This window comes from Microvirga sp. VF16, assembly GCF_016864375.1.
In the GTDB taxonomy this organism is placed as follows: domain Bacteria; phylum Pseudomonadota; class Alphaproteobacteria; order Rhizobiales; family Beijerinckiaceae; genus Microvirga.
Genome location: NZ_CP069354.1, coordinates 3,435,878 through 3,461,038 on the forward strand (window position 1 = coordinate 3,435,878; position 25,161 = coordinate 3,461,038).

General features: G+C 61.0%; 20 protein-coding genes, 1 tRNA gene and 1 pseudogene. 3 read left to right on the forward strand and 19 right to left on the reverse strand.

Features of this window, described 5'->3' with window-relative positions; all coding sequences use genetic code 11:
* Positions 1–19 precede the first annotated feature (19 nt).
* The 5 genes from JO965_RS16000 to JO965_RS16020 are packed head-to-tail and all read right to left on the reverse strand — an operon-like array spanning position 20 to position 4,658.
* On the reverse strand, positions 20–760 hold the full coding sequence (locus tag JO965_RS16000; RefSeq protein ID WP_203439852.1) for an ABC transporter ATP-binding protein: 741 nt from the start codon (positions 758–760) through the stop codon (positions 20–22).
* Entirely contained in the window at positions 753–1,523 is a 771-nt protein-coding gene (locus JO965_RS16005; protein WP_203439853.1) for an ABC transporter ATP-binding protein, read from the reverse strand. The genes JO965_RS16000 and JO965_RS16005 overlap by 8 nt, the downstream gene beginning before the upstream one ends.
* Positions 1,520–2,533 (reverse strand): branched-chain amino acid ABC transporter permease, encoded by a 1,014-nt coding sequence (locus JO965_RS16010; protein ID WP_203439854.1) that lies wholly within the window; start codon positions 2,531–2,533, stop codon positions 1,520–1,522. Before JO965_RS16010 ends, JO965_RS16005 begins: the two co-directional genes overlap by 4 nt.
* Positions 2,534–2,571: 38 nt before the next feature.
* Positions 2,572–3,444: a branched-chain amino acid ABC transporter permease gene (locus JO965_RS16015; RefSeq protein WP_203439855.1), complete on the reverse strand. Its 873-nt coding sequence runs from the start codon at positions 3,442–3,444 to the stop codon at positions 2,572–2,574.
* A gap of 20 nt (positions 3,445–3,464) precedes the next feature.
* Positions 3,465–4,658 (reverse strand): ABC transporter substrate-binding protein, encoded by a 1,194-nt coding sequence (locus JO965_RS16020; protein ID WP_203439856.1) that lies wholly within the window; start codon positions 4,656–4,658, stop codon positions 3,465–3,467.
* 572 nt (positions 4,659–5,230) lie between these two features.
* Between JO965_RS16020 and JO965_RS49385 the strand changes: the two are divergent.
* Positions 5,231–6,203 (forward strand): annotated as a pseudogene (locus tag JO965_RS49385) (transposase).
* A 320-nt stretch (positions 6,204–6,523) separates the two neighbouring features.
* Here JO965_RS49385 and JO965_RS16030 read toward each other — a convergent pair.
* The 9 genes from JO965_RS16030 to JO965_RS16070 form a co-directional block, all read right to left on the reverse strand.
* A tRNA-Lys gene (locus tag JO965_RS16030) sits at positions 6,524–6,599 on the reverse strand.
* Positions 6,600–6,742: 143 nt separating this feature from the next.
* Complete coding sequence (gene tgt / locus JO965_RS16035) at positions 6,743–7,924, reverse strand: tRNA guanosine(34) transglycosylase Tgt (RefSeq protein WP_203439857.1); 1,182 nt, start codon at positions 7,922–7,924, stop codon at positions 6,743–6,745.
* A 123-nt stretch (positions 7,925–8,047) separates the two neighbouring features.
* A complete protein-coding gene (gene queA, locus JO965_RS16040) occupies positions 8,048–9,124 on the reverse strand; it encodes a tRNA preQ1(34) S-adenosylmethionine ribosyltransferase-isomerase QueA (RefSeq protein ID WP_203439858.1) in 1,077 nt (358 codons plus the stop codon).
* Positions 9,125–9,251: 127 nt separating this feature from the next.
* Positions 9,252–9,719 (reverse strand): peptidylprolyl isomerase, encoded by a 468-nt coding sequence (locus tag JO965_RS16045; RefSeq protein ID WP_203439859.1) that lies wholly within the window; start codon positions 9,717–9,719, stop codon positions 9,252–9,254.
* Between the two features lie 126 nt (positions 9,720–9,845).
* Entirely contained in the window at positions 9,846–10,355 is a 510-nt protein-coding gene (locus tag JO965_RS16050; protein ID WP_203439860.1) for a hypothetical protein, read from the reverse strand.
* Positions 10,355–10,903 (reverse strand): peptidylprolyl isomerase, encoded by a 549-nt coding sequence (locus tag JO965_RS16055; protein ID WP_203439861.1) that lies wholly within the window; start codon positions 10,901–10,903, stop codon positions 10,355–10,357. The genes JO965_RS16050 and JO965_RS16055 overlap by 1 nt, the downstream gene beginning before the upstream one ends.
* A gap of 32 nt (positions 10,904–10,935) precedes the next feature.
* Positions 10,936–11,436, reverse strand: coding sequence for a pantetheine-phosphate adenylyltransferase (gene coaD / locus JO965_RS16060; protein WP_203439862.1), 501 nt, complete (start codon positions 11,434–11,436; stop codon positions 10,936–10,938).
* A gap of 439 nt (positions 11,437–11,875) precedes the next feature.
* Positions 11,876–14,566, reverse strand: coding sequence for a DNA gyrase subunit A (gene gyrA, locus JO965_RS16065; protein WP_246776889.1), 2,691 nt, complete (start codon positions 14,564–14,566; stop codon positions 11,876–11,878).
* 1,511 nt (positions 14,567–16,077) lie between these two features.
* On the reverse strand, positions 16,078–16,932 hold the full coding sequence (locus JO965_RS16070; protein ID WP_203439864.1) for a protein phosphatase 2C domain-containing protein: 855 nt from the start codon (positions 16,930–16,932) through the stop codon (positions 16,078–16,080).
* A 69-nt stretch (positions 16,933–17,001) separates the two neighbouring features.
* On the opposite strand from JO965_RS16070, the gene JO965_RS16075 reads away from it, so the two are divergent.
* Positions 17,002–17,640: a MarC family protein gene (locus JO965_RS16075; RefSeq protein WP_203439865.1), complete on the forward strand. Its 639-nt coding sequence runs from the start codon at positions 17,002–17,004 to the stop codon at positions 17,638–17,640.
* A gap of 9 nt (positions 17,641–17,649) precedes the next feature.
* Here JO965_RS16075 and JO965_RS16080 read toward each other — a convergent pair whose 3' ends face one another.
* Both JO965_RS16080 and JO965_RS16085 read right to left on the reverse strand, forming a co-directional pair.
* The gene (locus tag JO965_RS16080) at positions 17,650–17,997 is read right to left on the reverse strand and encodes a GNAT family N-acetyltransferase (protein WP_246776585.1); all 348 of its coding nucleotides are present in this window, start codon (positions 17,995–17,997) and stop codon (positions 17,650–17,652) included.
* A 119-nt stretch (positions 17,998–18,116) separates the two neighbouring features.
* The gene (locus JO965_RS16085; RefSeq protein WP_203439866.1) at positions 18,117–19,235 is read right to left on the reverse strand and encodes a M20 family metallopeptidase; all 1,119 of its coding nucleotides are present in this window, start codon (positions 19,233–19,235) and stop codon (positions 18,117–18,119) included.
* A 196-nt stretch (positions 19,236–19,431) separates the two neighbouring features.
* Between JO965_RS16085 and JO965_RS16090 the strand changes: the two genes are divergently transcribed.
* On the forward strand, positions 19,432–20,862 hold the full coding sequence (locus JO965_RS16090) for a calcium-binding protein (RefSeq protein WP_203439867.1): 1,431 nt from the start codon (positions 19,432–19,434) through the stop codon (positions 20,860–20,862).
* Between the two features lie 105 nt (positions 20,863–20,967).
* On the opposite strand, the gene JO965_RS16095 is transcribed toward JO965_RS16090, so the two are convergent.
* From JO965_RS16095 to JO965_RS16105, 3 genes are all read right to left on the reverse strand, one after another.
* A complete protein-coding gene (locus JO965_RS16095) occupies positions 20,968–24,321 on the reverse strand; it encodes a cadherin domain-containing protein (protein WP_203439868.1) in 3,354 nt (1,117 codons plus the stop codon).
* 212 nt (positions 24,322–24,533) lie between these two features.
* Positions 24,534–24,707, reverse strand: coding sequence for a hypothetical protein (locus tag JO965_RS16100; RefSeq protein ID WP_203439869.1), 174 nt, complete (start codon positions 24,705–24,707; stop codon positions 24,534–24,536).
* 60 nt (positions 24,708–24,767) lie between these two features.
* On the reverse strand, positions 24,768–24,995 hold the full coding sequence (locus JO965_RS16105; RefSeq protein WP_203439870.1) for a hypothetical protein: 228 nt from the start codon (positions 24,993–24,995) through the stop codon (positions 24,768–24,770).
* Between the last annotated feature and the right edge of the window lie 166 nt (positions 24,996–25,161).

Genomic DNA, 25,161 nt, shown 5'->3' on the forward strand with positions numbered 1-25,161 from the left:
CGAGGCGGTGCAACAGGATCTAGTGGACGGCTTCCGTTTCGCCGCGCATTTTACCGGTCAGGAACAGCTCACCGAGTTCGTCGTGGGTAATGTCCTTCGGCTGACCGTCCCAGATCACCTTGCCAAGACGGAGGATGACGGCCCGCTCGGCCACTTCCATGGCCTTCTTGGTATTCTGCTCAACGAGCAGGATCGTCAGTCCCGACGCGTGCAACCGCAGGAGTTCATTGAAGACGACGCCGATCGCGGCGGGCGACAGACCGACAGACGGTTCGTCGACCAGCAGGACCTTCGGCCTTTGGAGGACGGCCATCGCCACTTCCAGGAGTTGCTGCTCACCACCGGACATGTTGCCGGCGAGTGTCGTGCGCCGCGTCTTCAGGATCGGGAAGAGGTCGTAGACATAATCGCGGTCGGCTTTGACCTGGCTGTCGCGCAGGGTGTAGGCCGCCATCTGCAGATTTTCCTCTACCGTCATGACCGGAAAATTGCACCGGCCTTGCGGCACAAAGGAAATGCCCTCGCCGAGGATCGCCCGCGACTTGTATCCGGCAATATTCTTGCCCTGCCAGTCGATGCTACCCTCTTTGATCGTGGTCATGCCATACAGCGTCTTGAGGAGGGTGGATTTGCCGGCGCCGTTCGGACCCATGAGAGCCACGAACTGACCCTGCGGGATGTCGAGATCAACGCCGTTCAGGATATCGAGGGAGCCATAGCCGGCCCGCAGGTTCTTGATGGAAAGGTTGGAATTAGCCACCGAGGTAGGCCTCCCTCACCTGCTGGTTTTGAACGATGTTCTGAGGCGTGCCTTCGGCGAGCTTGCGGCCCTGATCGAGGACGACGACCCGCTCGCAGATACTGGTGACGACGTCGATGTTGTGCTCGATCACAAGGAAGCTCACGCCGAGTGATTTGTTGGCATACTTGATGGTATCTACGACCCGTTCGATGATCTTCGGATTGATGCCAGCCATGGGTTCGTCAAGCAGGATGATCTTAGGCTCCGGCATCAGCATGGAAGCGAACTGGATCAGCTTCTGCTGCCCGCCGGAGAGGTTGCCCGCCGGCATATGGCGGACGTCCCACAGCCCAGCCATCCTGATGAGCTCGCGAGCCCTATCTCGCAGTGCTGCGATGCGCTGACGCGACATTCGTCCCAGGCTGAAGGTCGAGAACAGGCTAGGAAACGTGAACATCTGACCGGCGATGATCAGATTCTCCTCCACGTCGAGCGCCTTGAACACAACCGTCTTCTGAAACGATCGCAGCATCCTGCCCTCGCGGGCGATGCGGTTGAGGGACCAGCCGGTAATATCCTGCCCGTCCAGAACGATCTTGCCCGAGTCGGGCTTGCCGAGCCCGGTGCTGCAATCAAAGAAGGTCGATTTTCCGGAGCCGTTCGGTCCGATGAGCCCGCAGATCTCACCGCGATGAATGTGAACGCTCACATCGTTGACGGCTTTCACGGCACCGTACGACTTCGTGAGGTTCGAGATTTCGAGGATCGGCAGAGTGCTCATTTCACACCTCCGACAAAGGACCAGAAGCGGTTTATAAGAGGGGCGAAGCCCTTCTTGAACCAGAAGACCAGGATGAGAAGGCAGAACCCGTAGGCGATCATCCGCAGTTCCGGGGCGACGCGGAGCGCCTCCGACAAGCCTACGAAGAGAAGGCTGCCAAACACCACCCCTGAGATCGTTCCAGCTCCACCACCGAGAACGATGATCAGCATCGTGGTCGAATAGTACATCTGGAAGGTGAGCGGACTGACGACCGTGAGATAATGGGCGTAAATGCTGCCACCGATGCCGGCAAAGACTGCGCTGATCATGAAAACGATCAGCTTGTAGCGCCAGGTCGGCACACCGACGGACTCCGCCAGCGTCTCGTTCTCCCGGATGGCGATCATGTTGCGCCCCGCCGGGGAGCGGACGATCGCCCAGACAGCAAGGGTTGCAAGAACGGCCACAGCCAGAGTGAGATAGTAGAACCCGGTAGTGCCGGACACCGTAAACGACGCCGGCCCCAGCGCAAAATAGGGTTTCGGGATGCTGGAGAGACCCATGTCACCGCGCGTCACGCTAATCCAGTTCTTGGCGATCGCCTGACCGATGATGACAAAGCCCAGCGTACACATGACGAAGGAAGTTGCTCGAAGCCTCAGCGCCGGAACCCCGAGTGGGAGGGCGATCAAGCCTGCCGTAAGGCCGGCAGCGACTAGGTTGACGTAGAAAGGCGTCCCGTAGTGAACAGCCAGAAGACCGGCGGTATAGGCTCCGATGCCGAAGAATGCGGCCTGAGCCAGCGACAGGAGGCCGGTATATCCGACCAGGAGGTTGAGCCCATGGGCCGGAAGCAGGAAGATCAACGCGATGATAATGGCGTGAAGCGCATACGAGCCGATGAGGAAAGGAGCCGCCAGCGCCGTGCTGGCGACGATGATCCCCAGCGGCAGCCGCAAATCGCGGCGTCGGACCTCGAGGGACGGTTCAGCGAGTGACGTCTCGCGCGATGTTTGGGTGAGAGACATAGTGAGTCCTCAGGTTCGAGAGAAGTTCGGCTATGCCGTCAAAATCGTGCTTCTGTGGAGAACAGGCCGTAGGGGCGCCACATCAGCGTCAGAATCAGGGTCGCGAACCCGACCGTGTCGCGAAATTGCAAGCCGATATAGGTCGCAACCAGACTTTCAGCGATACCCAGGAGCATGGCTGCAAAGAATGTGCCTCGGACATTCCCGAGCCCGCCCATGATGATGATCGGGAGGGTCTTGAACGTGATGAGTTCACCCATTCCGCCATAGACGTTGACGTTGACCGGCGCAGTCAACACTCCGGATAGAGCCGCGAGGGCCGCGCCGAGAACAAAAGTTCGCAGAACGACCTGGGACACATCGATTCCGACAACCTCGCAGCATTCGATGTTCTGCGAGACAGCCCGCATAGACTTTCCCATACGGCTGTACGTCACCATCAGTTCAAGTCCGATGAAAACGAGCGCACAGACGACGAGGATCAGGATGCGTTGCTGAGCGAGGGTGAAGCCCAGAACCGAAACCGGCTCGATGTATCCGCCGGAAAAGAACTTGTAACCGCCACCAAAAATGAGGATCACGGTGTTCTGGAGGATGAGGGCAATGCCGAGAGTGGCGAGCACGCCGGCCTCCGCCGGGGCGCCAACCATGCGCTGCATCACGAGCCTACCAATGACATAGGCTATGACGATCGTGGCCAGAACTCCGACGATGATCGACGCCTCGTAGGACAGCTCGAAATAGTCGATGGCGAACCATGCCCCAAACGTTCCAAGCATATAATATTCGCCGTGAGCGAAGTTAATGGCCCGTAGAACACCGAAGATCATCGTCATGCCGACGGCAACGATCGCATAGACAGAGCCTGTTACGATGCCGTTGATGATCTGTTCTGCAAAAGTGGAGAACATGGCCTCGTCTCTCGACGCTTTTACGGTGCAGGGTACTGAATGTCAGCCGTGTAGGCGCCCTTGATGCTGGGCTTCCCGCCTTCGATCTGAAGCAGGATCATCGGCAGCCGGGCCTGATTGTGATTGTCGAACGTGACTTCGCCGACAGCGCTGTCATACTTGATCTTCGACAGGGCCTCACGAACCTTCTCGCGGTCCGGGCTTCCGGCTTCCTTGATAGCCTGCGCCAGGAGATGAACGGTTTCCCAATGGACGTAGGCGTGGTTGTTAGGCCCTTCCTTGTTGGCTGCCGTGAACTTGTCGACGAAAGTCTTGCTCTTGGGCGAGTCCCATGCGGGAAGCCATGCCGCGGCTTCGACGGCCCCTTCCATAGCACGCGGTGCAGCTTTGATGTTCGACGGAGCGTTGAATTCGCCGTTTCCAATCAGCGGCACTTTGCCGGCAAGTCCGACTTCGGTCATCTGCCGCGCGATGATTGGGGTCGTGTCAGCCAAGCCGTACAGGATAATGGCTTGGGCACCGGAATCGCGGATTTTTGCCAGAACGCTGCGGAAATCGACTTCACCCTCTTTGTAGTAATCCTCTGTCAGGATTTGGCCCTTGAATTGGGGCAGATACTTTTTCGTGAACTCGATGGCGGAACGACCATAGTCACTATCAACTGAAAGAACGGAGAACTTAGTGAAGCCGCGCTGCTCGGCGGCATACTTTGCGACGATCAAGGCACGGTTTTCGTCAGTCGGGTAGTTACGAAAGGTCCACTTGTAGCCGCCCACACCGGCCCCATAGGTGATCTTGGGATTTGACGAAGCAGCATTGAGGAGAAGGATACCGGCGTCCTCTGCAACGGGCTGCATGGCGAGGGTGACGGAACTGGAGACGTCACCGATAATGTAATCGACCTTGTCGCTATCGATCAGGCGGCGGGTTGCTGAAACACCCTCGACAGGCGTACCTTGGCTGTCTCCCGAGACAAGCTCGATCTTTCGGCCATCGACGCCACCCGCATCGTTGATCTCCTTCACAGCGAGCTGTGCGCCACGCATCGAAAATGAGCCGTAACGCGCATTGGGCCCGCTCATCGGCGCCACGAGACCGAGTTTGATCGTCTCTCCCGCCGCATAGGCTGTCCCAGCAAAGTTCGGAATTGCGGCGGCAAGTGTTAGAACTGCGGTCGAGATGCAGAATGCTCTACGGCTGATCAGTTTGGTCATGTTCCCACTCCATTTTACTGGAACGCACGAGCTTGGCCCTATGCCATCGCACGCTGTTTTATTTGCCGCGTTGATGCGGTTCGCTTCTTGAGCCAGGCCATCTTCCTCTTGGCCTGTTAATCTACGAGAGTAGGTTCAGGAAGGCAGGCCCGCCAACACAACTCCATTCTGCCGCTATAGCGTTTATTTATAGCGGCGGCAGCTACTTACCCTTCCATGAAATTTTCCGTTATAGCGTTTACAATCGGCAGGCTTACCGCCTTGTGAGATACTTAGACGAGTTGGACGCCTGCCGAGCCTCGCGTCTGGTCAGCGGCCCAAACGGGTCTTAGTCGACACCCTTTGTAGGACGTCATTCTGACAGCAGCGGATTGCCATGACTGATTGGTTGAGTAGTGCGAAGTCTGCACTCGGTTCTGTCGCCCGCAGCTCCAAATCGATCGCGTATTCGAACCGTCGGAAGCCAAATCATTCCGAAGGACCGGTCCGGGTCGATGCTGTTGAGGAACTCGGTTGTGTCGAAACGATGGGCATGATTCCGCTCTCCTCAGGATTTGCGGGGAGACGCATTGATGATAGGGCGTCAGCGGAACGACCAAGCGCTGCTCTTTTATTCTTTCATCTGGAAGAGCGCATTCCCGCCGGCCATCTCCTCCGCAAAATCGACGTCTTTGTCACCCCCGGTGCTGGCTGGCATCCATCGTGAGATCGCAGCCTTCTACAGCCACACGGGCCGACCTTCGGTTGATTCCGAACTGATGACGCGCATGCTGATCGTCGGCTACTGCTACGGCATCCGATCGGAGCGCAAGCTGTGCGAAGAGGTCTCGCTCAATCTGGCGTACCGATGGTTCTGCCGGCTCGATCTGGACTATGCGGTGCCGGACCATTCGACTTTCTCGAAGAACAGGCGCGGGCGGTTCCGCAACGGCGATCTGCTGCGCCTGATGTTCGAGCGCGTGGTGGGCATCTGCCTGCTCGCCGGATTGACCAAGGGCGAAGGCTTTGCGGTCGATGCAAGCGTCATCGAAGCCGACGCCAGCCACTCTCATGGCATCCAGTCGGAGAAGATCGACTGGAATGCCGTCGAGCGGCCGGGCCGGGCCGTGCGCGAGTAATTTGAAGCACTCGACGGCGCCGAGTAGCCAGAGGCCGGACGCAAGGCTCCAAAGGGCATCTCGCCCTCCGATCCGGCTTCCGCCTGGACGGCCAAGGCCAACAAGCGTGTCCAGTATCGACAACGAGCATGCTATCATTGTCGATGTCGAGCCACCGCAACCATGCTGGAGCGCACCCGGGCGCGATTTGGCCTCAAGCCGAAGGGGCTCGCGATCAGGCTCGTCAGCTTGCCGGGACGCCGCGGTTCGCGACCTCGCGCAACGAGCGGAAGAAGGTTGAGATGCCGTTTGCTCATCTCAAGACCACTTTGCGGTTCAAACGCATGCGCCTGCGAGAACTGACGGCGCCAGGGACGAGTTCCACCTCGCCGCCATGGTCCAGAACCTCCGACGCGTGGTTCGACTGACGGCGGTAGCGGCCGCCTGAGCGGGGTAATGGGGTGAGCTGGCACCCCCAGGTCCGGTCACCTCCACCCCAGCCGTTAAGAGAGCGAAAGCCAAGCAACCAGCGACTCAGCCAGAAGAGTTTTTCAACGGCATCAGTCAATCTGAGTCATTCAGCGTGACCGTAACAAGGTCCGCTCTCTGGCTGATTTCTGACGTTCGTTGATTCTGGCAGTAAGGGTCGATCTGCGGGTGAACTGCTGCCATAGCGGGGGAAATAGCTCACTCAGTTGAGCTTGCTTCCCATTCCGGTTTCCTGGGAAGCAGGACCAAACCTCCAGCAGCTAAGTGCTTGATAAGGTTTGGTGAGCGCGCTGGGACTCGAACCCAGGACCCTCTGATTAAAAGTCAGATGCTCTACCGGCTGAGCTACGCGCTCCCAGAGGTGAGCCCGGAGATAGGGGCTCTTAGGTCCCGGGTCAATCGAAAAGCCCCGCCTGGGTGGGTAAATCCTCAGCTTCGGGTGCAAAGAAGCTGATTTCTCTATGATTTGCCAGGAGAAGCCCGCCCTAGGCGTCGGAGTTATCCTTCCGCCACCATGGCAATGTTGTCGGCGTGCTGGCCGATTTCCACCTTGCTGTCCCGCTCGCCCTTGGCCCAGCCCTCCTTGACCTCGCCGATATGGTCCTCGAGCCGCCCCTCGGCGATGGCCTTACGCAGGCCGGCCATGAGTTCCTGGTAATAGGCCAGATTGTTCCAGGTGAGCAGCATCATGCCCAGAATCTCGTTCGAGCGGACGAGATGATGGAGATAGGCGCGAGAATAGGTGTTCGAGGCCGTGCACTTCGATTCCGGGTCGAGCGGGTTGATATCTTCGGCGAAGCGGGCGTTGCGCAGGTTCATCCGGCCATGGCGGGTGAAGACCTGGCCGTGGCGTCCGGCGCGAGTGGGCATGACACAGTCGAACATGTCGACACCCCGGCGCACCGCCTCGACGATGTCGTCAGGCGTGCCGACGCCCATGAGATAGCGGGGTTTTTCCTTGGGCATATGCGGCTCGACCGTCTCGATCATGCGCAGCATGATTTCCTGCGGCTCACCCACGGCCAGGCCGCCGATGGCGTAGCCCTTGAGATCGAGGGCAGCGAGCTCCTTCGCACTCTCGATGCGCAACCGCTCCACTGCCCCGCCCTGGACGATGCCGAACATGGCTTTGCCCTGCTGTTCGCCGAAGGCGACCCGGCAGCGTTCGGCCCAGCGGAGCGACAGGCGCATGGCCTTCTCGGCCACCTCGTCGGAGCACGGCAGCTTCACGCACTCATCCAGCTGCATCTGGATGTCGGAGCCGAGCAGGCCTTGGATTTCGATGGAGCGCTCCGGGGTCAGGACATGTGTCGAGCCGTCGATATGGGACTGGAAGGTGACGCCGGTCTCGTCGATCTTGCGCAGAGCCGAGAGCGACATGACCTGGAAGCCGCCGGAATCGGTGAGGATCGGATAGGGCCAGTTCATGAACTGGTGCAGCCCGCCGAGCTTGGCGACCCGCTCCGCGCCGGGACGAAGCATGAGATGATAGGTGTTGCCAAGCACCACATCGGCGCCAAGCGCCTTGACCTGGTCGGGATACATGGCCTTCACAGTGGCCGCCGTGCCGACGGGCATGAAGGCCGGCGTGCGGATGACACCGCGCGGCATTCGGATCTCGCCGGTACGTGCCATTCCGTCGGTCTTGTTGATGGTGAAGGTGAAGGTCTCGGTGGTCATTCAAACCTCGTCTTGTCATCCCCGGCCGGAGCAAAGCGGAGAGGAAGGGGATCCATGGATCCGCAACACATGTAAATGGATCCCCTTTCCGCGCGTTCCGCGCGCCGGGGATGACACGGGGCATCAACGCCGAAACAGCAGACTCGCATCGCCATAGGAGTAGAAGCGATAGCCGGTTTCGATGGCGTGGGCATAGGCCGCCTTCATGCAGTCCAGCCCGGCGAAAGCGGAAACCAGCATGAAGAGAGTCGAGCGCGGCAGGTGGAAATTGGTCATGAGCACATCCACAGCCTTGAAGCGATAGCCGGGGGTGATGAAGATGGCGGTGTCACCGGAGAAGGGCGCGATGGAGCCGTCCTCGCGCGCTGCACTCTCCAGAAGCCGCAAGGAAGTGGTGCCGACTGCCACGATCCGCCCTCCCCTGGCCCGCGCCTCATTGAGGGCCTGCGCGGTCTCCGCGGAGACCGAACCCCATTCCGCATGCATCCGGTGCTCGGCGGTGTCGTCGGCCTTCACTGGCAGGAACGTGCCCGCTCCTACATGGAGCGTCACGAAATGACGGGCGATGCCGCGCTCGTCGAGGCGGCGGAAAAGGTCATCGGTGAAATGCAGACCGGCAGTGGGAGCTGCGACGGCCCCCTCGTCCCTGGCATAGACGGTCTGATAATCGCTCCGGTCCTTGTCGTCGGTCGGGCGCTTGCCGGCGATATACGGTGGCAACGGTAGCTCGCCGAGACGGGCGATGGCTTCGTCCAGGAAGGCGCCCGAGAAGGAGAAGCGTAAGCCTACATCACCGCCCTCGCCTTTCTCTTCAACCTCTGCGTCGAGACGCACGAGCTCGCAGGCCGTGCCCTCGGAATCGTCGCCGAAGCGGATGCGATCGCCGACATTGAGCTTTTTCACCGGCCGCGCGAAGGCTCGCCAGCGGTCCGCACTTTCGCGCTTGTGCAGCATGATCTCGACATGCGCCGCGGTATCCTCGCGAACGCGCAGGCCATAAAGACGGGATGGAATGACCTTGGTGTCGTTGAGCACCAGCACGTCGCCGGGCTGCAGCAGCTCCGGCAGGTCGCGAACGATGCGGGCCTCGAATGCGGCATCGGGCCGGACCACGAGCATACGCGCAGCATCGCGCGGCTCCATGGGACGGAGTGCGATGCTGCTCTCGGGAAGATCGAAGTCGAAGAGATCAACGCGCATAAGAATTTCTAGCAGTCATCCCGGATGCCGTTAGGCGATCCGGGATCGCGTGACGAGATAGCGCCACTTCTTGCGAGCGATCCCGGGTTCCGCAGAGCGGCCCCGGGATGACGGCCCATCAGTCGTGTTAAGCCGCGTCTGCCGCGACCTTCATCGAGACGATGCGGTCGGGATCGCGCACGGGCTCGCCGCGCTTGATCTTGTCCACGTTCTCCATGCCCTCGGTCACCTTGCCCCAGACGGTGTATTGCTTGTCGAGGAAGCGAGCGTCGTCAAAGACGATGAAGAACTGCGAATTCGCCGAATGCGGCTGGTTGGTGCGGGCCATGGAGCAGATGCCGCGCACATGCGGTTCGGCGTTGAACTCGGCCTTCAGGTCCGGCAGATCGGAACCGCCGGTACCGGTGCCGGTCGGATCGCCGGTCTGGGCCATGAAGCCGTCGATCACCCGGTGGAACGGCACGTTGTCATAGAAACCCTGGCGGGACAGCGTCTTGATGCGCTCCACATGACCGGGAGCGAGATCGGGGCGCAGTTCGATGACGACGCGGCCCTTCGTGGTTTCCATGATGATGGTGTTTTCGGGATCTGCCATGGGAAATCTCCTTGGAATGGCGTGTATTTAGGGGATTCGGCGGCCAGTCACTAGAGCAGCGGGCCCAAAAGTGATTTGCACTTCGGGGGCCGATCCGATGCCCTGCTTTAGTGGGCGTATGCGACGCTAGAGGGACTGCAATTTTTCCGTCGCCGGTGAATCGACGAAGCGGAAGGTGAACGGACGACCGGCCACCGCCGCGCCGAGCTTCTCGGTGAACGGCATGGGCGAGCAACGTACCAGGGCCTCCCGCACGGCCTGGGTGAAGGCCCCCCGGTTCGCCGCGTCGGGCTCGCCCTCGCGGTAATGCGTGATCATCGGCTTGCCGAGTACCTCGCCGTTCCGCTTGAAGCTGATCCGGATCGTTACCGACTGGCCGGAATAGCGCACGCCCGTTGGCCGCCAGCAGGCCTGCATCGCGCGCACGATGTCGTTGAGGGTATCGACCTGCTTCGGCAACTCCTCCCCGCTCGGCGGACGGATGATGCCGTTGAAGCTCTGCGGCAGGGATGGAGCCGGCTCGCGCCGCTCGTCCGAGTCGTCGAACAGGCTCCCCTGAGCGAGCGCCGGCACAGCAAGGCCCAGGCTCAGGAGAACCACGGCGATCCATGCCCTGTATGGTCGCAGAGAGCGCATCACTTCGCGTCGGCGGCGAGCTGCATCTTCACGATCTTGTCCGGGCTCGACACCATGCCGTTGGCGGCTTGGTTACCCTTCTTGATCTTGTCGACCACGTCCATGCCGGACACGACCTCGCCGAAGAGCGTGTATTGGCCTGTGAGCGGGCCGCAGCCGTCGTAGCAGATGAAGAACTGGCTGTTGGCGGAATCGGGGCTCTGGGAGCGGGCCATGCCGACCGAGCCACGCTTGTACTGGGTCTTGGTGAACTCGGCCGGGATATTGGGCAGGCTGGATTTGCCAGTGCCGGTGCCGGTCGGATCGCCCGTCTGAGCCATGAAGCCGTCGATCACCCGATGGAAGACGACGCCGTTATAAAAACCCTGCTTCGTCAAAGCCTTGATCTGCTCGACATGCTTCGGCGCCAGATCCGGACGCAGGCGGATGGTGATGCGACCGTCCTTGGTGTCGAGGAAGATCGTGTTCTGCGGGTCATTGGCGGGCTGGGCCATGGCAGGAACGAGGCCAGCGAGCACGAACGCTCCGGCTGCGAGCAAACGCTTCATGGTGAGAAGTCTCCCTTCGAGGAAATGAAACTTTAAGGCTGCTTGAATCTGGCCTTCAGACGCTCGGCGACAAGACCGGGCACGAAGGCCGAGATATCGCCACCCATCCCGGCGATCTGGCGCACAAGCGTGGCCGTGATGGGGCGAACCGGGGGCGAAGCCGCAAAGAAGAGCGTCTGGACCTCCGGCGCCATGGTGGCGTTCATGGAGGCCATCTGGATCTCGTAGTCGAAATCCGAGCCGTCCCTAAGGCCACGCACGATCAGGCTGGCGCCATGGCGCCGGGCCGCCTCGACCGCCAGATCGCTGAAGGTTACGACCTCCAGCTCGACATCCCTGGCCTTGAGCATCGGCCCGCAGACCTCGCGCAGCATCTCGGCCCGCTCTTCGGCGGAAAAGATCGGAGCCTTCGAGGAATGGACACCGATGGCAACGACGATCCTGTCCGCCACATTGCAGGCTTGGCGCAGGACGTCCAGGTGCCCGTTGGTGACGGGATCGAAGCTGCCGGTATAGAGCGCGGTGCGTGTCATGGGGCCAAGGCGTAGCCGGATTGGGGCTGCCAAGCAAGCCGTGCGCTGGCACACGGCAAGCTGGACAGGGTCATGAGAGATATAGCTCACCTTAGGTCAGGAGAGAGATATGATCTTTCGTCTTTGCATCGTCTTTGTCACCGCCGTCGCGGTTTTGAGCCCGGCCGCGCTGGCGAGTTTGGGTTGAGTTTCGAAGATCGCGCCGATGCACCCGCCGTCATTCCGCGGTGGCCTATAGGGCCGAGCCCGGAATCCATAGCCGCTGAGGATGCAAGATAGGACGATGCGCAATCCGAACCGTATTTATCGACAAAGCTTAGTGGCTATGGATTCCGGGCTCCGCTCCGCGGCCCCGGAATGACGGTGGGAAGACAGAGCCTATGAGAAAACCCGCCGACCTAAGCCGGCGGGTTCCATAATTCCAAACGGTTGAGGAACCTTACTCTTCCGCAGCCTCGCCGCCCTCGGTCGCAGCGTCATCGACGCTCTCGCCGTTCTCGTCTTCCTCACCTTCGACATGCTCGACCGAGACGACCTTTTCCTTGTCCTTGGTCGAGAAGACGGTGACGCCTTGCGAGTTGCGGCCGACGACGCGGATGCCGTCGACCGGCACGCGGATCAGCTGGCCGCCATCGGTGACGAGCATGATCTGGTCCGAGTTCTCGACCGGGAAGGAGGCCACCAGCTTGCCGTTGCGGCTGTTGACCGCCATGGCCGTGATGCCTTTGCCGCCGCGTCCGGTGATCCGGTACTCGTAGGACACGGTGCGCTTGCCGTAGCCCTTCTCGGAGATCGTCAGGATGCACTGTTCCTGCGCGCTCATCTCCGCATAGCGTTCCTGCGAGAGCGAGAAGTTTGCGCCTTCCGTCTCCTCGGCATCCTCCGATGCATCGGCATCCGAACCCATCTGCTCGCCGGTGACGGCGCGGCGCATCTTGAGATAGGCCGCACGCTCCTCACCCGTCGCTTCCACGTGGCGCAGGATCGCCATCGAGATGATGTCGTCGCCCGAGGCCAAGTTGATGCCGCGCACGCCCATGGAGTCGCGGCCCTTGAATACGCGCACATCCGTGACCGGGAACCGGATGCACTGGCCCTTCGCCGTGGTGAGCAGCACGTCGTCGTGCTCGGAGCAGATCTGCACGTCGACGATGTGATCGCCCTCATCGAGCTTCATGGCGATCTTGCCGCCACGATTGACCTGGACGAAATCGGACAGCTTGTTGCGGCGAACCGTGCCGCGCGAAGTCGCGAACATCACGTCGAGCTTGTCCCAGGACGCCTCGTCCTCGGGCAGCGGCATGATGGTGGTGATGCGCTCGCCCTGCTTGATCGGCAGCATGTTCACCAGAGCCTTGCCCTTGGCATTCGGAGCCGCCAGCGGCAGGCGCCACACCTTCTCCTTGTAGGCCTGACCTTCGGAGGAGAAGAAGATGACGGGCGTGTGCGTGTTCGCCACGAACAGCCGGGTGACGAAATCCTCGTCCCGCGTCGCCATGGCGGAGCGGCCCTTGCCGCCGCGGCGCTGCGCCCGGTAGGTCGAGAGCGGAACGCGCTTGATGTAGCCGGCATGGGACACGGTGACGACCATGTCCTCGCGGGCGATCAGATCCTCGTCGTCCAGGTCCGAGTCCCAATCGACGATCTGCGTCCGGCGCGGCGTGGCGAAGGTTTCGCGAACCTCCGTCAGCTCGCCCTTGATGATGCCCATGATGCGAGCGCGCGAGCGCAGGATCTCGAGGTAGTCGGAGATCTCCGCCGCGAGCTTGGCGAGTTCGTCGCCGATTTCGTCCCGGCCGAGAGCCGTGAGGCGCTGCAGGCGCAGGTCGAGGATGGCGCGGGCCTGCGTCTCGGAGAGACGATAGGTGCCGTCGTCGTTGATCTTGTGGCGCGGATCGTCCACGAGCGCGATCAGCGGCGCGATGTCGTGCGCCGGCCAGTCGCGACCCATGAGCGCCTCTCGGGCCGTGTTCGGATCGGGCGAGGTGCGGATGAGGCGGATCACTTCGTCGATATTGGCGACGGCGATCGCAAGGCCGCACAGCACGTGGGCGCGTTCGCGGGCCTTGTTGAGCAGGAACTTGGTCCGGCGCGACACGACTTCCTCGCGGAAATCGACGAAGGCCTGGATCAGGTCCTTGAGCGTCATCAGCTCGGGACGGCCGCCGTTGAGCGCCACCATGTTGGCGCCGAAGCTCGTCTGCAGCGGCGTGTAGCGATAGAGCTGGTTGAGCACCACGTCCGCCATGGCGTCGCGCTTGATCTCGACCACGATGCGCATGCCGTCGCGGTCGGATTCATCGCGCAGATCGGCGATGCCCTCGATCTTCTTCTCGCGCACGAGTTCGGCGATCTTCTCGATCAGCGAGGCCTTGTTCACCTGATACGGAATCTCGGTGAAGATCAGTGCCTCGCGATCCTTGCGGACCTCCTCGACCTCGGACTTCGCCCGCATGATGATGGAGCCGCGGCCCGTCGTGTAGGCGGACTTGGCGCCCGCGCGGCCGAGGATCAGCGCGCCGGTCGGAAAATCCGGACCGGGGATGATCTCGATGAGCTCTTCGGCGGAAATGCCGGGATTGTCGATGAGCGCCAGGCAGCCGTCGATGACCTCGCCCAGATTGTGGGGAGGCATGTTGGTGGCCATGCCGACCGCGATGCCGCCGGCGCCGTTGACGAGCAGGTTCGGGAAGCGTGCCGGGAGAACCGACGGCTCGTCCTTCGACTCGTCGTAGTTGGGCGTGAAGTCGACCGTGTCCTTGTCGATATCGTCGAGAAGCGGCATCGCCGCCTTGGCGAGGCGAGACTCGGTGTAGCGCATCGCCGCCGGCGGATCGCCGTCCACGGAGCCGAAATTGCCCTGGCCGTCCACGAGCATGAGACGCAGCGAGAAATCCTGCGCCATGCGCACCAAGGCGTCGTAGATCGCGCTGTCGCCGTGCGGGTGGTACTGACCCATCACGTCGCCGACGATGCGGGCGGACTTCACGTATTTCTTGTCCGGCGTGTAACCGTTCTCGTGCATCGAATAGAGGATGCGCCGGTGCACGGGCTTGAGACCGTCGCGCGCATCGGGCAGAGCGCGGCTCACGATCACGCTCATGGCGTAATCGAGATAGGAGCGCTTCATCTCGTCGACGATGGAAATCAGCTTGATGTCGCTCGCCGGCTGGTCCCCACCGGGGCCGCCGGGGCGGTTATCGTTCGGATCGGTCAAGGTTGGTCTTTCTTAAAACGGTCTGCCCTTTCGCGAGAGGCGGCTTGTCGATGCCGCTTCGTCAAGCCGTCCGGCAGGCCCGCGAATCCAATTGAAATCAGCCTCTTAGATGGGCGAGAACGCCGGAATTTTCAAGCTTTTTGACGGGTTTTCCAGAGGCAAGGCGAGAGCCGAAATCCGTTTACGTTTCAGCAACTTATTGTAGGGTTGGGCTGGACGGTGGGCAGGCTCGCTCCTGTGGCACTTTCGCAGCGCAGCGCAGAAGCTAACACACAGATGCAGCAACCGAACCTAAATAACTGATTTACCTCAACTTTGGCACTTCACTCAGCGCCATTCTCGATCAATCCCGGAAATTCGCACTTGTTACGCCCGTCATCCCGGACGACGCAGCCGATCCGGGATCGTTGGCAGGATGTGGCTCCTGCACCTCCACTGTCATCTCCGCGCAGGCGGGGATCCAGTACCACTGGCGATGCCGGACTGATTGAACGTCGTGGTTATGGATCCCGGGCTCCCCTGCGCGGCCTCGGGATGACAGCCCCAGAATGGTCTTGCGATCCCGGATCGGCTGATGCCGTCCGGGATGACGTTTCTCGATGAGGGTTCTCCTGGCGTCATCCCCGTCCCCGGACTTGATCCGGGGATCAGGCCCGGGGATCCACGTCTTTGGAGCCACAACGCTGCAAAAGGCGTGGATGGCCGGATCACGTCCGGCCATGACGGGCGTGGGTGTCGATGCGTCTGTGTCAGAGAGCCAGCACCGTGGGGCCCGCAGCTTGCGCTGCGAGCCTGAGTGGTGATCGAGGGTGGCGCGACAGGCAGCCCGGCTCGATGTCTGATGGGAGATGGAAGAGCCGAACTGCCTCTTCGCGCACGGCTTCTTTAGGCGGACAGGCGAGGCCGGCTCAGTCAACCGCCGCCGGCGGTGACCGTCTGCGCGACGGCGGCCTGCGACCGATCCCGACCACCCGCCCACATCCTGGGCCTCCCGTCGAAGCCGATTGCGAGTCAGCCTCACGGGACCGTGCCTGCTCCCACACTGCGACGCCTCGCGAGCGCGCCCCTCTCAGGAGCAGATCTGAGGCAACGATATAGCTAAGGCTAGGAACCTTGTCAAGAACAAAAATAGAACATTACACTCGCCTCACCGCGTCATGGCCGGCCTCGTGCCGGCCATCCCGTCTTCGGAACCGCAGCGCTGCAAAGGCGTGGATCCCCGGGCCTGATCCCCGGATCAAGTCCGGGGACGGGGATGACGGCGGGGTGGAATCCGGTGTCATTCCCGGCCGGAGCGTCAGTGGAGGGGAAGGGAAACCGCTCACACGCGGTGCTCTGAATCCCCTTTCCTCGCTGTACTCGCCGGGGATGACATCCGGTCTGCATGGCAGAATGTGCTCCGGCCCTCGCGAATGGTGAGCAGGCTACACCCGCAGCAAAAGCGCCGTCGTGTCGTCGCTGATCTTGAACCTTGGATAGAGCCTGCCATCCGGGTCGCGTTCGGTCTCGATCTCCCGCGCCAGCTTCACCAGGGGTTCGAGGCCGGTAGTGAGCGCGGCCTCCATGAGGGCTCGAGCGTCCAGCGCCTGGTAGAGATCGACGAGCGCCGAGAAGCCGTCCGAGGCGAGGAGGATCGCCGTACCCTCGCTGCAAGGCACTGTCTCGTGCCGCAACCGGTCGACGGCGTCCGGATTGAAGCTCAAGACGGCGGCCGGGATGCCGCTTTTACGCTGCCGTTCGCGGCGCTCGCCGAGCCACGCGAGAAAGACGGGTTCACCGAGGATGGCCGTGGGCCTGGAGCCTGCCTGCTGCATCAGTTCCGCCGCCTTGGCCGACTCGAAATCACGCAGGCCGGGCGCATCGCCCAGGACCTGCACCGATCCATCCGGCTGCCGGACGTAAGCCGTGGTATCGCCGAAGGTCCAGGCATCGAGCACATTCCCCCTCCGGCGCACCAGCGTCATGGCTCCAAGCGGCCAAGTGATGAAATCCTCATGCCTCTCTGCCGGCGCGACGGCCCGATAAGCAATGCGGGCCTCCTCCATGACGCGCCGCAGGAGGGTCACGCCGTCTTCGGCCTGAGGAGCGAGGTTCGAGAGCCGCCCATCGGCGAACCTCGCGAGCCAGGTGGCGTCGCTTGTCTCGTGGACGACGGGCGCGGTGCCGGGAAAGATCGACGTATCGATGACCCAGGCCCAGTCGCCGGAAACGCCGCAGATGTCCTCGTTGGGCTTGTCCGGGTGCCCCGGCCAGCTGATCCGATCCAAAACCGTGAACATTGTCACTCCACCCCTCGCCAAATCCGCCTGGGGACGCCATAACGCAAAGCTTAAGGGAAGGTCCAGCCGATGCTCTTCGACTTTATCTCCGCCGCCCTCGTCACGCTTCTGGTGACACTCGATCCGGTGGCGCTGGCGCCGATCTTCGTCTCGCTGACCCGCGGCATGAACGCCGCGGAGCGCCGCAGGGTGTCCATGCGGGCCTGTCTGATCGCCTTCGGCATCCTGGCCTTCTTCGGCCTCGGCGGCGAGGTGCTTCTGCGGCTGCTCGGCGTCGGCCTCCCGGCCTTCCGCATCTCCGGCGGCATGCTGCTGTTCTGGATCGCTTTCGAGATGGTGTTCGAGCGCCGCAACGAGCGCAAGCAGCACACGGCCGATATCGCCATCACCGAGGATCACATTCGCAATGTGGCCGCCTTCCCGCTCGCCATTCCGCTGATGGCAGGCCCCGGCGCGATCACGGCAGTGATCCTGCTCGCCGGACGGGCGTACGGCAACATCGTCCATCTCACCTCGCTGCTGATCCTGATCGCGCTCGGTATCGTGAGCTGCTTCGTTGTGTTCTCCGCCGCCGAGCGGGTCTCCCGCTGGCTCGGCGTGACCGGCAACGTGGTGCTGACCCGCCTCCTCGGCGTGATCCTCGCCGGTCTTGCCGTGCAGTTCATCATCGACGGGGTGTTGGCGCTGCTTCGGGCGCCGGCAGCCTGACGATCTCGGTCAGGCAGACCTGTCCCGGACGAGAATGAACATGCCCTCCTCCGGCGCATTCGCCTCGAGAACCGCCCATCCAAGATTTTCATAGAAGGGTCGCCTCTGCGCCCTTGAGAGCAGATAGATCCGCTCCGCACCTGCCTTGAACGCGAATGCGGAAGCCCTGCCGACCAGCGCGGCTCCTATCCCCTTCCGGCGATGCTCGGGCTCGACCCAGAGCGCTGCGACCCAGGGCGTGTATTGCGGCCTGGAATCTTCATCGCAGGCGATGACGGATACGGTGCCGACAAATCGTTCGCCCTCGTGAGCCACGAAGGCCGAAGGGATCGGCCCTTCGCCGAAACTCTCCTGCACGAGCCCAGTGAGAAGGCTCAGCGGATGCCCATCCTTCTTCCAGAAGGCGCGCCAGATCCGATCCGCAACCGCATCGGCGAAGCCGGGACGGTCGCGCAGATCGGAGATAGCGATTGTGCTCAGCGCAAGGTCTCCAGCAGGCGCGTCATGAGTTGCTGACGCGGCGCGATCGAGGAGATCAGGCCGTATTCCTGCAACGTATGCGCTCCGTCGCCGTCGATGCCGAGACCGTCGAGGGTGGGCGTGCCGAGAGCCGCCGTGAAATTCCCGTCCGATCCGCCGCCGACGCGGGGCGACGACACGAGATCGAAGCCGATTTCGGCCGCAAGCGACTTGGCATGATCGAAGAGCTTCGACGTGCCTTCAGTCCGCTCATAGGGCGGCCGGTTCATGCCGCCCGTGACGGTGACCTTGAAATCCGGATTCGAGGGCTTCAGGCCGAGAATGGCGGCCGTCAGTGCCTCGCCATCCGCCACCGTCTCGACGCGCAGATCGACGGGAAAATGGCAGTGCTGGGGAATGGTGTTCACCGCCGTGCCGCCGGAGACCATGCCGACCGTCGTGGTGACGCCACGCGCATAATCGGTGAGAGCCTCGATGGCGAGGATCTGGCGCGCAGCCTCATAGACGGCGTTGCGTCCGTCCTTGTGGCGCGAGCCCGCATGGGCGGGACGGCCTTCGACATGCACGTCGAAACGCCCCACCCCTTTGCGAGCGGTGACGATCTGGCCACCATCGCGGGCCGGTTCCGTCACGAGCGCGTAGGCCGAACGACGAGTGTGATCCTCGATCATCGGCCGCGTGATCGGCGAGCCGATCTCCTCGTCCGGCGTCACGAGAAAAATGATGGGCCGCGCGGCCGCACCCCTGCGGGCGACATCCTTGAATGCCTCCAACGCCAGATAGGCGCCCCCCTTCATGTCGTAGACGCCGGGTCCGTAGAGACGATCGCCCTCGATTCGCAATGGCAGGTCCTTCTCGATGGTGCCGACGGGATGCACCGTATCGAGATGCGACATAACCAGGATGCCAGGCTCGGACGTCTGCGGGCCGGCCCGCAGGACGAGAACATCGCCCAGGCCCTGTTCGCCCGCAATGCGCTCGACCGCGACCGGCGCGTCCTGCATCTGCGCGACGACGAGATCCATCATCAGGTTGACCCCGGCCCGGTCATGGGTCGGGCTCTCGGTGCGGATCCAGGTGAAGAGCGTGTCGAGGGATGGCGAGGAGCGGCTCATGATGTCTTCGTTCTGAATGATGGTGCCTGTTGGCTAACCACTCCTCGCCCGAAACATCAAGCCTGAGATGATGAGGACCGGGACCAGCACAATACAAAGCTACGGCCATATGACGCAGCGGTTCCGTATGGATATCCTGTAACAGGAAAATAAGCTACACGCTCCAAAGTTACAGATTCGATTGGATCCACGAAGAATGGCACGCAAAGTTGGCTCTCTGGGCAGGAATTTTCTCGAAGGCACCACTGTCTCCGACAGTCTCTATGGCGACAGCAGCGCCACTCGCAGTTCAGGCACGACCGGGGGCGACACGCTCCACGGCTACAATGGCGCGGACTATCTTTATGGCGATGCGAGATACTTACGGCTCTCGGCGCGTGGCGGATCCGACACGATCTGGGCCGGTTTCGACGGCGATACGGTCTATGGCGATTCCTACACGATGAGCTCCTCATCGGCTGGCGGTTCGGACAGGATCTGGGGCGAGGCCGGATACGACAAACTCTATGGTGATACCCGCACCATGTCCGGCTCCGCGAGAGGTGGATCCGACAAGATCTATGGCGGCTATGACAACGACAGTCTTTTCGGCGATGCCTATACCATGTCGGCAACGACGAGTGGCGGTGCCGACAGGCTCTATGGCGACAACGACAGCGACTCTCTCTACGGAGATGCGCATTCGATGACAGGTTCTGCCGTGGGCGGCGCCGATCTCCTCTATGGCGGCAACGACGACGACCGACTTTATGGGGACGCTTTTACGTTGAGGAGTGCCGCGCGAGGCGGATCCGACGCGCTCAATGGCGACAGTGGACGGGATACGCTTTACGGCGATGCAAGCTCCCTGATCCATTCCGCAATCGGGGGACACGACACTCTCAGAGGTGGCGGCTCCGAGGACATTCTCTACGGCGATGGCCACGAGATGCGCTACTATGCCGTGGGCGGAGCCGACAGACTTTACGGCGGCTCGAGCAACGACCGGCTCTACGGCGACGCCTATACGCTCTACGACAATGCGATCGGCGGAGCGGATTACTTGTCGGGAGAAAGCGGCAACAACACCCTCTACGGCGATGCCTACACTATGATCGCCTCCTCCGTCGGCGGTAACGACAGCCTCTACGGCAGCACCGGGAGCGACACGCTCTATGGCGATGCCGTATCCCTGAACGACCAGAGTCGCGGTGGGCACGACTATCTGAATGGAAGCTCTGGCAACGACGTGCTCTATGGTGATGCCCACATCACCGGCGCCAATGCAGGCTACGGCAACGACACTTTGCTCGGCGGCTCAGGCAATGACCGCCTGATCGGCGACTCGTCTTATGGCGGCACGGGTGCCGACTATCTGAACGGCGGCAGCGGAAACGACACGATGGATGGTGGCGGCGGGCGCGATCTCTTCGCCTTCGATCTGTCGTCAGGCAGGGACACGATCCAGTATTTCCGCCCGGGCGAGGACCAGATCGATCTGCGCGCCTGGCGTTTCGGCTCCTTCGACAACCTCAGCATCGCCGACAGAACAGGCTATTCCCTCGTCACTCTGTCTGGGACGAGCCATTACATCAAGCTCGAAAACGTGCTGAAGGTACAGCTTTCGGCGGCAGATTTCATTCTCTAAGTGAAAAGGCCCGGATGCACTCCGGGCCTTTTGTCTGAAATAATGGAAATCTTCGATCAAAGAACGCCAATCCGCCGGAGATAAGCCAGCGGATTGGAGTGCGCCTCAGATGACGAAGAAGTCGGCGTAAGTCATCTGGAGGCTCTTGGATAGCGTGGCGATCTTCACCTGTGCCGAAGAGCCGGTACCATCCGCATCATAATAGAGTGAGCCAGTCTTCTTGTCGTAAATGATCCGGTCCTCCCGATCCTGCGCCTTGGTGCCGGTGACGAACATGTCCGACTTGAACTTCACTGGTTTAGTAGGCGTGCCTTTCCCCAGCTTGGTGAAGACCACATTGTCCAGCCAGACACTGTCATCTTTCGTGGAGAAGTTCAGGATCTTGTCGACATTCGTGCTCTTGTTCAACCTCGTATCGAACACGAAGACGTCCTTGCCCCCGTCCCCCCGCAACGTGTCATTGCCAAGTCCACCCGCGAGCGTGTCGTTCCCGGAACCCCCGTAAATCGTATCCTTGCCCACGCCACCAACGATCTTGTCATTTGCGGTGCTGCCCGAAGTTCTTTCCGGACTGACGTCTGTCACCTGGATCGTGACGAGGCGGTCATTCGAAAGTCCGTTCGCCGTCGCGCGGATGGTAAATGTGTAGCTTTGCGTCTGCTCATAATCGAGCGCGATGCCACTCTTCACCTTAAGCTCGTTGCCGACGATTTCGAAGGGAGCTTTCTCGGCACCGAGCAGTGAGTAGGTCACACCCTGTCCATTGGGGTCCGTCGAACTGATCCGCCCGATGGATGTGCCATCCCCCGCCAATTCGGCGATGCTTGCAGTGCCGTCAAGGACCGGCACAGAAGGGGGACGATCCGTTGTGACGACTTCGACAGTGAGTTCTTCCTCGGCAGAGGCATTGGCGCCGTCGATTACCGTAATCGTGAACACGGTCGGATCGACGGATCCTATGGGGCTGGTTCGATCCGTTGGATTGAACTGGAGCGTGCGAATGGCTGCCGTGATATCGTCGGGTCGAGCGCCTTCGATCGTGTAAATGCCGGTCTTCGGATCGTAATGACCGATGTTGTTCGCTGGCAGGACGAGAGTGCCTTTTGCCGGATCATGCGTGATCGTAACCGAGACCACAACATCGTCCGTATCAGCGACCCAGGCCTGGGCGAAGGGAGAAAGAATCCCGGTATCGTTGACCCGGATCGGTATAGCGCTCAGCCCTCCCAGGACCGGGGGCTTGTTCCCGGCGCCCCCTGTATTGACCGCAAGGTCGACACCGACGCTGAACGTATCGGAAGCCCCGGCGGCGTCGGTGAGGGTCACTACGACATCGCGCTGCTTGAGGACGGCGATATCGCCTGCTGTGTTGACATAACTGAGCGATCGGATGAGCGTCTGGACTAGGGCCGGCGTCGCGTCTGCATCGAAATCGATCCGCAAGCCATCTTTAGTCAGGCCATTCTTCTTGATCGTACCGATCTCGACCGATGTGCCTCCTGAATCCACCACAGAGACTCGGCTTTCAACCTCCATGCCGTCGGAAAGGGTCACCCCGTTGCCGGTGACGATCGTCAGCCGATCCTCACCTGCAACTCGGTTCGAGATGACCACTTTAAGGGATGCAAATTGCCCTAGATCCTCCGAGACGACAGCATCCCCGCCTGCGTCGAGCCGGACGGATCCGCCAATGAGAGTCCTGGCATAGTCGCCGTTGAAGTTGGCGATCTCCGGACGATCGTTCGTGTCGTCGCCGTTTTCGTCGTGAAGTCTTTCGATGCCTTGGCTGAACAGCTGGATCCGATCCTCAAGGGAGAAAGTCCCATTGACCAAGCTCACTGTATCAAAGCCTTGACCACCTTGGATGAGGCGCGCGGTTTCTACATCACGGACGGTGATTGAATATTCGACGAAATCCGTGAGCACGATCTTCTCGATGTCGGTGATCGTCTTGCTGCTCAGGTCGTATTCCCCGGCATTGAACAGCACGAGCTTATCGTCGCCATCTCTGCCATCGAGGGTGGTGAACTGGGCAAGCCGGTCTTGGTCAGTCAGTATGGTATCGTTCTCATCGGACCCGATGAGTCGCTCGAAATTGAGGAGCTTGGTCGGAAGGGTGAGGTCAATCGTCCCCGCTGCGATCATTTCCAGCGTGTCGACATCACCGGCTCCGTCTAGGATGTCACCTTCGGAAAGACCGTCCACTTCAACCTGAAGGGTTTCGCCTAAGCCGCTGCCTGTTGCGATCTCTTGGCCAGCGGTCGCCATCTGGACCGACGTCGGCGTGAAGATGCGCTGCGCAATGCCGGCTCCTGGGGCAGCATCCTGGTTCTGCGTCTGCCAGGTGACTACCCACCGCCCATCGGGAAGGAAGGTCGTCTCCGGGTTCTCATTGAACACACTTCCGAGCCAGGCTGGCACCACGATTTCGGAGCCTAACGGATTCCCATCTATGCCGAAGTAGCGCTGGTGAACATCGTAGTTCGATTCCCAAGTAACAACGAAGCTGCCGTCCGTATGGACGGCTATATCTGGAGAGCTTTCCGTTCTTGCGGCCTCCGTATTGACGACGACGGGTTGGCGGGCGATTCCTGCAGCACTGTATCGCTGAAGGAAAATGTCGTCGGTCCCATCCGCGCCGACGCCGTACCACACCACAACCCAACCGCCATCGGGAAGAGCGGCGACCTTCGGCAAGGTCTGCTTCCCAGCCATCACAGCGACCGGGACATCCACGGTACCCACCGCGACTCCCATCGCGTTGTAGCGTCGCATATGAATATTCGCCGATGAATCGAATGTGCTTCCGTCGACCCAAACGACAACCCAGCCGCCATCATTCGGATTGGCCGGATCGTCCTTGAGTGCCGCGACATCGGCATAACGCTGGTAGCCCGCCGACTGGGCGTTGACGCGCTGACCGTCTGGCCCAAGCTGGGGGATACCATTCGCATTGAAACGCTGCTGGTAGACACCGAAATTGCTACCGTCCCCAGCCTGCCAAGTAACGAGCCATTCGCCATTGGGAAGGGCCGTCATCGCGAGATGCTTTGCGCCTTCCACCGGCTGGGATCCATTGATGGCGTTTTGTGAGCCCTGAGCCTGCCCATTGGCGTCGTATCGTTGCTGATAAACGGTTGCACTCGTCTCCCCGTCCCGCTGTTCGATCCAGCTTACGACCCAGCCGCCATTGTCGAGACCGACAACGGAGGAGAACATCTGATGGTTGTCCGTTTTGGTATTAACAAGTCGGTCGTTGATTATCCCGTCGGTCTCGAGCAACGGGTTACCGTCATTGTCATAACGCTGCATATAGATGCCCGTGCCATTGGCATCCTGTCCGGTCCAGGTTACCACCCAGCCCCCTTGGACCGCTGCAATCGTCGGATGAGATTGATTGCCGGCAGTAATGAAGTTGACCTGCTGCTCGTCGCTGCCGCGCAATACTGTAAAAGCCATGGCTGATCCCCCTGATGCTTTGGTCACGATCAGGTCCTCATGCAGCTCAAGGCGGATTTGCAGGGCCGATATAGCAACCGACCGCAGCTTATAGTTATCGATATATCATATCAAGAATGGATTGACCTTAGGTTGTGGGGAAAGATTCTCCAATCATATCAACAGGTTTGAGGGCAAGGGCCTTATCGCCCCCGCCTTCGCAGGCCCACCTTCTACCCTAAACAACGAAGAAGTCGCTGTAGGCCGTCGTGGTCTTGTTGGAGATCGTGATGCTCTTGATCTGCGCTTTTGATCAAGTCCTCGGCATCTCTCGCCTTCTTGCCCTCGGCGAACGCGTTCGCCTTGAGTTTCTTCGGTTCGGCCATCGAGCCAAACATCACATTCATGCGGATGGTCGCTCTCCCCCCTGGCCTATGGATCGAGGGTGTGCGTCTCAGGACAAGCCTTCAATGCTGCGCCATATCCAGCGGGATCGACAGGAGGACGTTTCCGGCCTCGTCGGCGACTTCCAGTTGCCAGCCGCGCCACTCGACGTCCTCGTCCTCGCCTTCCTGCCTCAGTTCCTGAATGGCTTTAACGGCCTGATAATGGGCTGCTTCCAGGTCCGAGACTTCAATCCCAACCTCGTCGACGATCCGTTCGTGCGTGTGCACAAGATGAAAGTAACAGTGCACGCTGGGGCAACCTCGGAAATCTTCACTCAATCGTCGGGTCTCGCCATGACCCGGAATCTGCCGCTAGATGAGCAGCTTCCATGCCATGACGCAAGGTAAGTTTTCGGATTCGCGGACATCTGAGAGTCTACCCGAAGAATATTATCCTGGATCCTCTCCCTATGGC

Excerpts from the sequence above, each read along its gene's own strand:
- JO965_RS16005 (WP_203439853.1), bottom strand. The coding sequence starts at position 1,523 with ATGAGCACTCTGCCGATCCTCGAAATCTCGAACCTCACGAAGTCGTAC.
- JO965_RS16010 (WP_203439854.1), bottom strand. The coding sequence starts at position 2,533 with ATGTCTCTCACCCAAACATCGCGCGAGACGTCACTCGCTGAACCGTCC.
- JO965_RS16015 (WP_203439855.1), bottom strand. The coding sequence starts at position 3,444 with ATGTTCTCCACTTTTGCAGAACAGATCATCAACGGCATCGTAACAGGC.
- JO965_RS16020 (WP_203439856.1), bottom strand. The coding sequence starts at position 4,658 with ATGACCAAACTGATCAGCCGTAGAGCATTCTGCATCTCGACCGCAGTT.
- tgt (WP_203439857.1), bottom strand. The coding sequence starts at position 7,924 with ATGACCACCGAGACCTTCACCTTCACCATCAACAAGACCGACGGAATG.
- queA (WP_203439858.1), bottom strand. The coding sequence starts at position 9,124 with ATGCGCGTTGATCTCTTCGACTTCGATCTTCCCGAGAGCAGCATCGCA.
- JO965_RS16045 (WP_203439859.1), bottom strand. The coding sequence starts at position 9,719 with ATGGCAGATCCCGAAAACACCATCATCATGGAAACCACGAAGGGCCGC.
- JO965_RS16050 (WP_203439860.1), bottom strand. The coding sequence starts at position 10,355 with ATGCGCTCTCTGCGACCATACAGGGCATGGATCGCCGTGGTTCTCCTG.
- JO965_RS16055 (WP_203439861.1), bottom strand. The coding sequence starts at position 10,903 with ATGAAGCGTTTGCTCGCAGCCGGAGCGTTCGTGCTCGCTGGCCTCGTT.
- coaD (WP_203439862.1), bottom strand. The coding sequence starts at position 11,436 with ATGACACGCACCGCGCTCTATACCGGCAGCTTCGATCCCGTCACCAAC.
- gyrA (WP_246776889.1), bottom strand. The coding sequence starts at position 14,566 with ATGAAGCGCTCCTATCTCGATTACGCCATGAGCGTGATCGTGAGCCGC.
- JO965_RS16070 (WP_203439864.1), bottom strand. The coding sequence starts at position 16,932 with ATGTTCACGGTTTTGGATCGGATCAGCTGGCCGGGGCACCCGGACAAG.
- JO965_RS16075 (WP_203439865.1), top strand. The coding sequence starts at position 17,002 with ATGCTCTTCGACTTTATCTCCGCCGCCCTCGTCACGCTTCTGGTGACA.
- JO965_RS16085 (WP_203439866.1), bottom strand. The coding sequence starts at position 19,235 with ATGAGCCGCTCCTCGCCATCCCTCGACACGCTCTTCACCTGGATCCGC.
- JO965_RS16090 (WP_203439867.1), top strand. The coding sequence starts at position 19,432 with ATGGCACGCAAAGTTGGCTCTCTGGGCAGGAATTTTCTCGAAGGCACC.
- JO965_RS16095 (WP_203439868.1), bottom strand. The coding sequence starts at position 24,321 with ATGGCTTTTACAGTATTGCGCGGCAGCGACGAGCAGCAGGTCAACTTC.
- JO965_RS16100 (WP_203439869.1), bottom strand. The coding sequence starts at position 24,707 with ATGAATGTGATGTTTGGCTCGATGGCCGAACCGAAGAAACTCAAGGCG.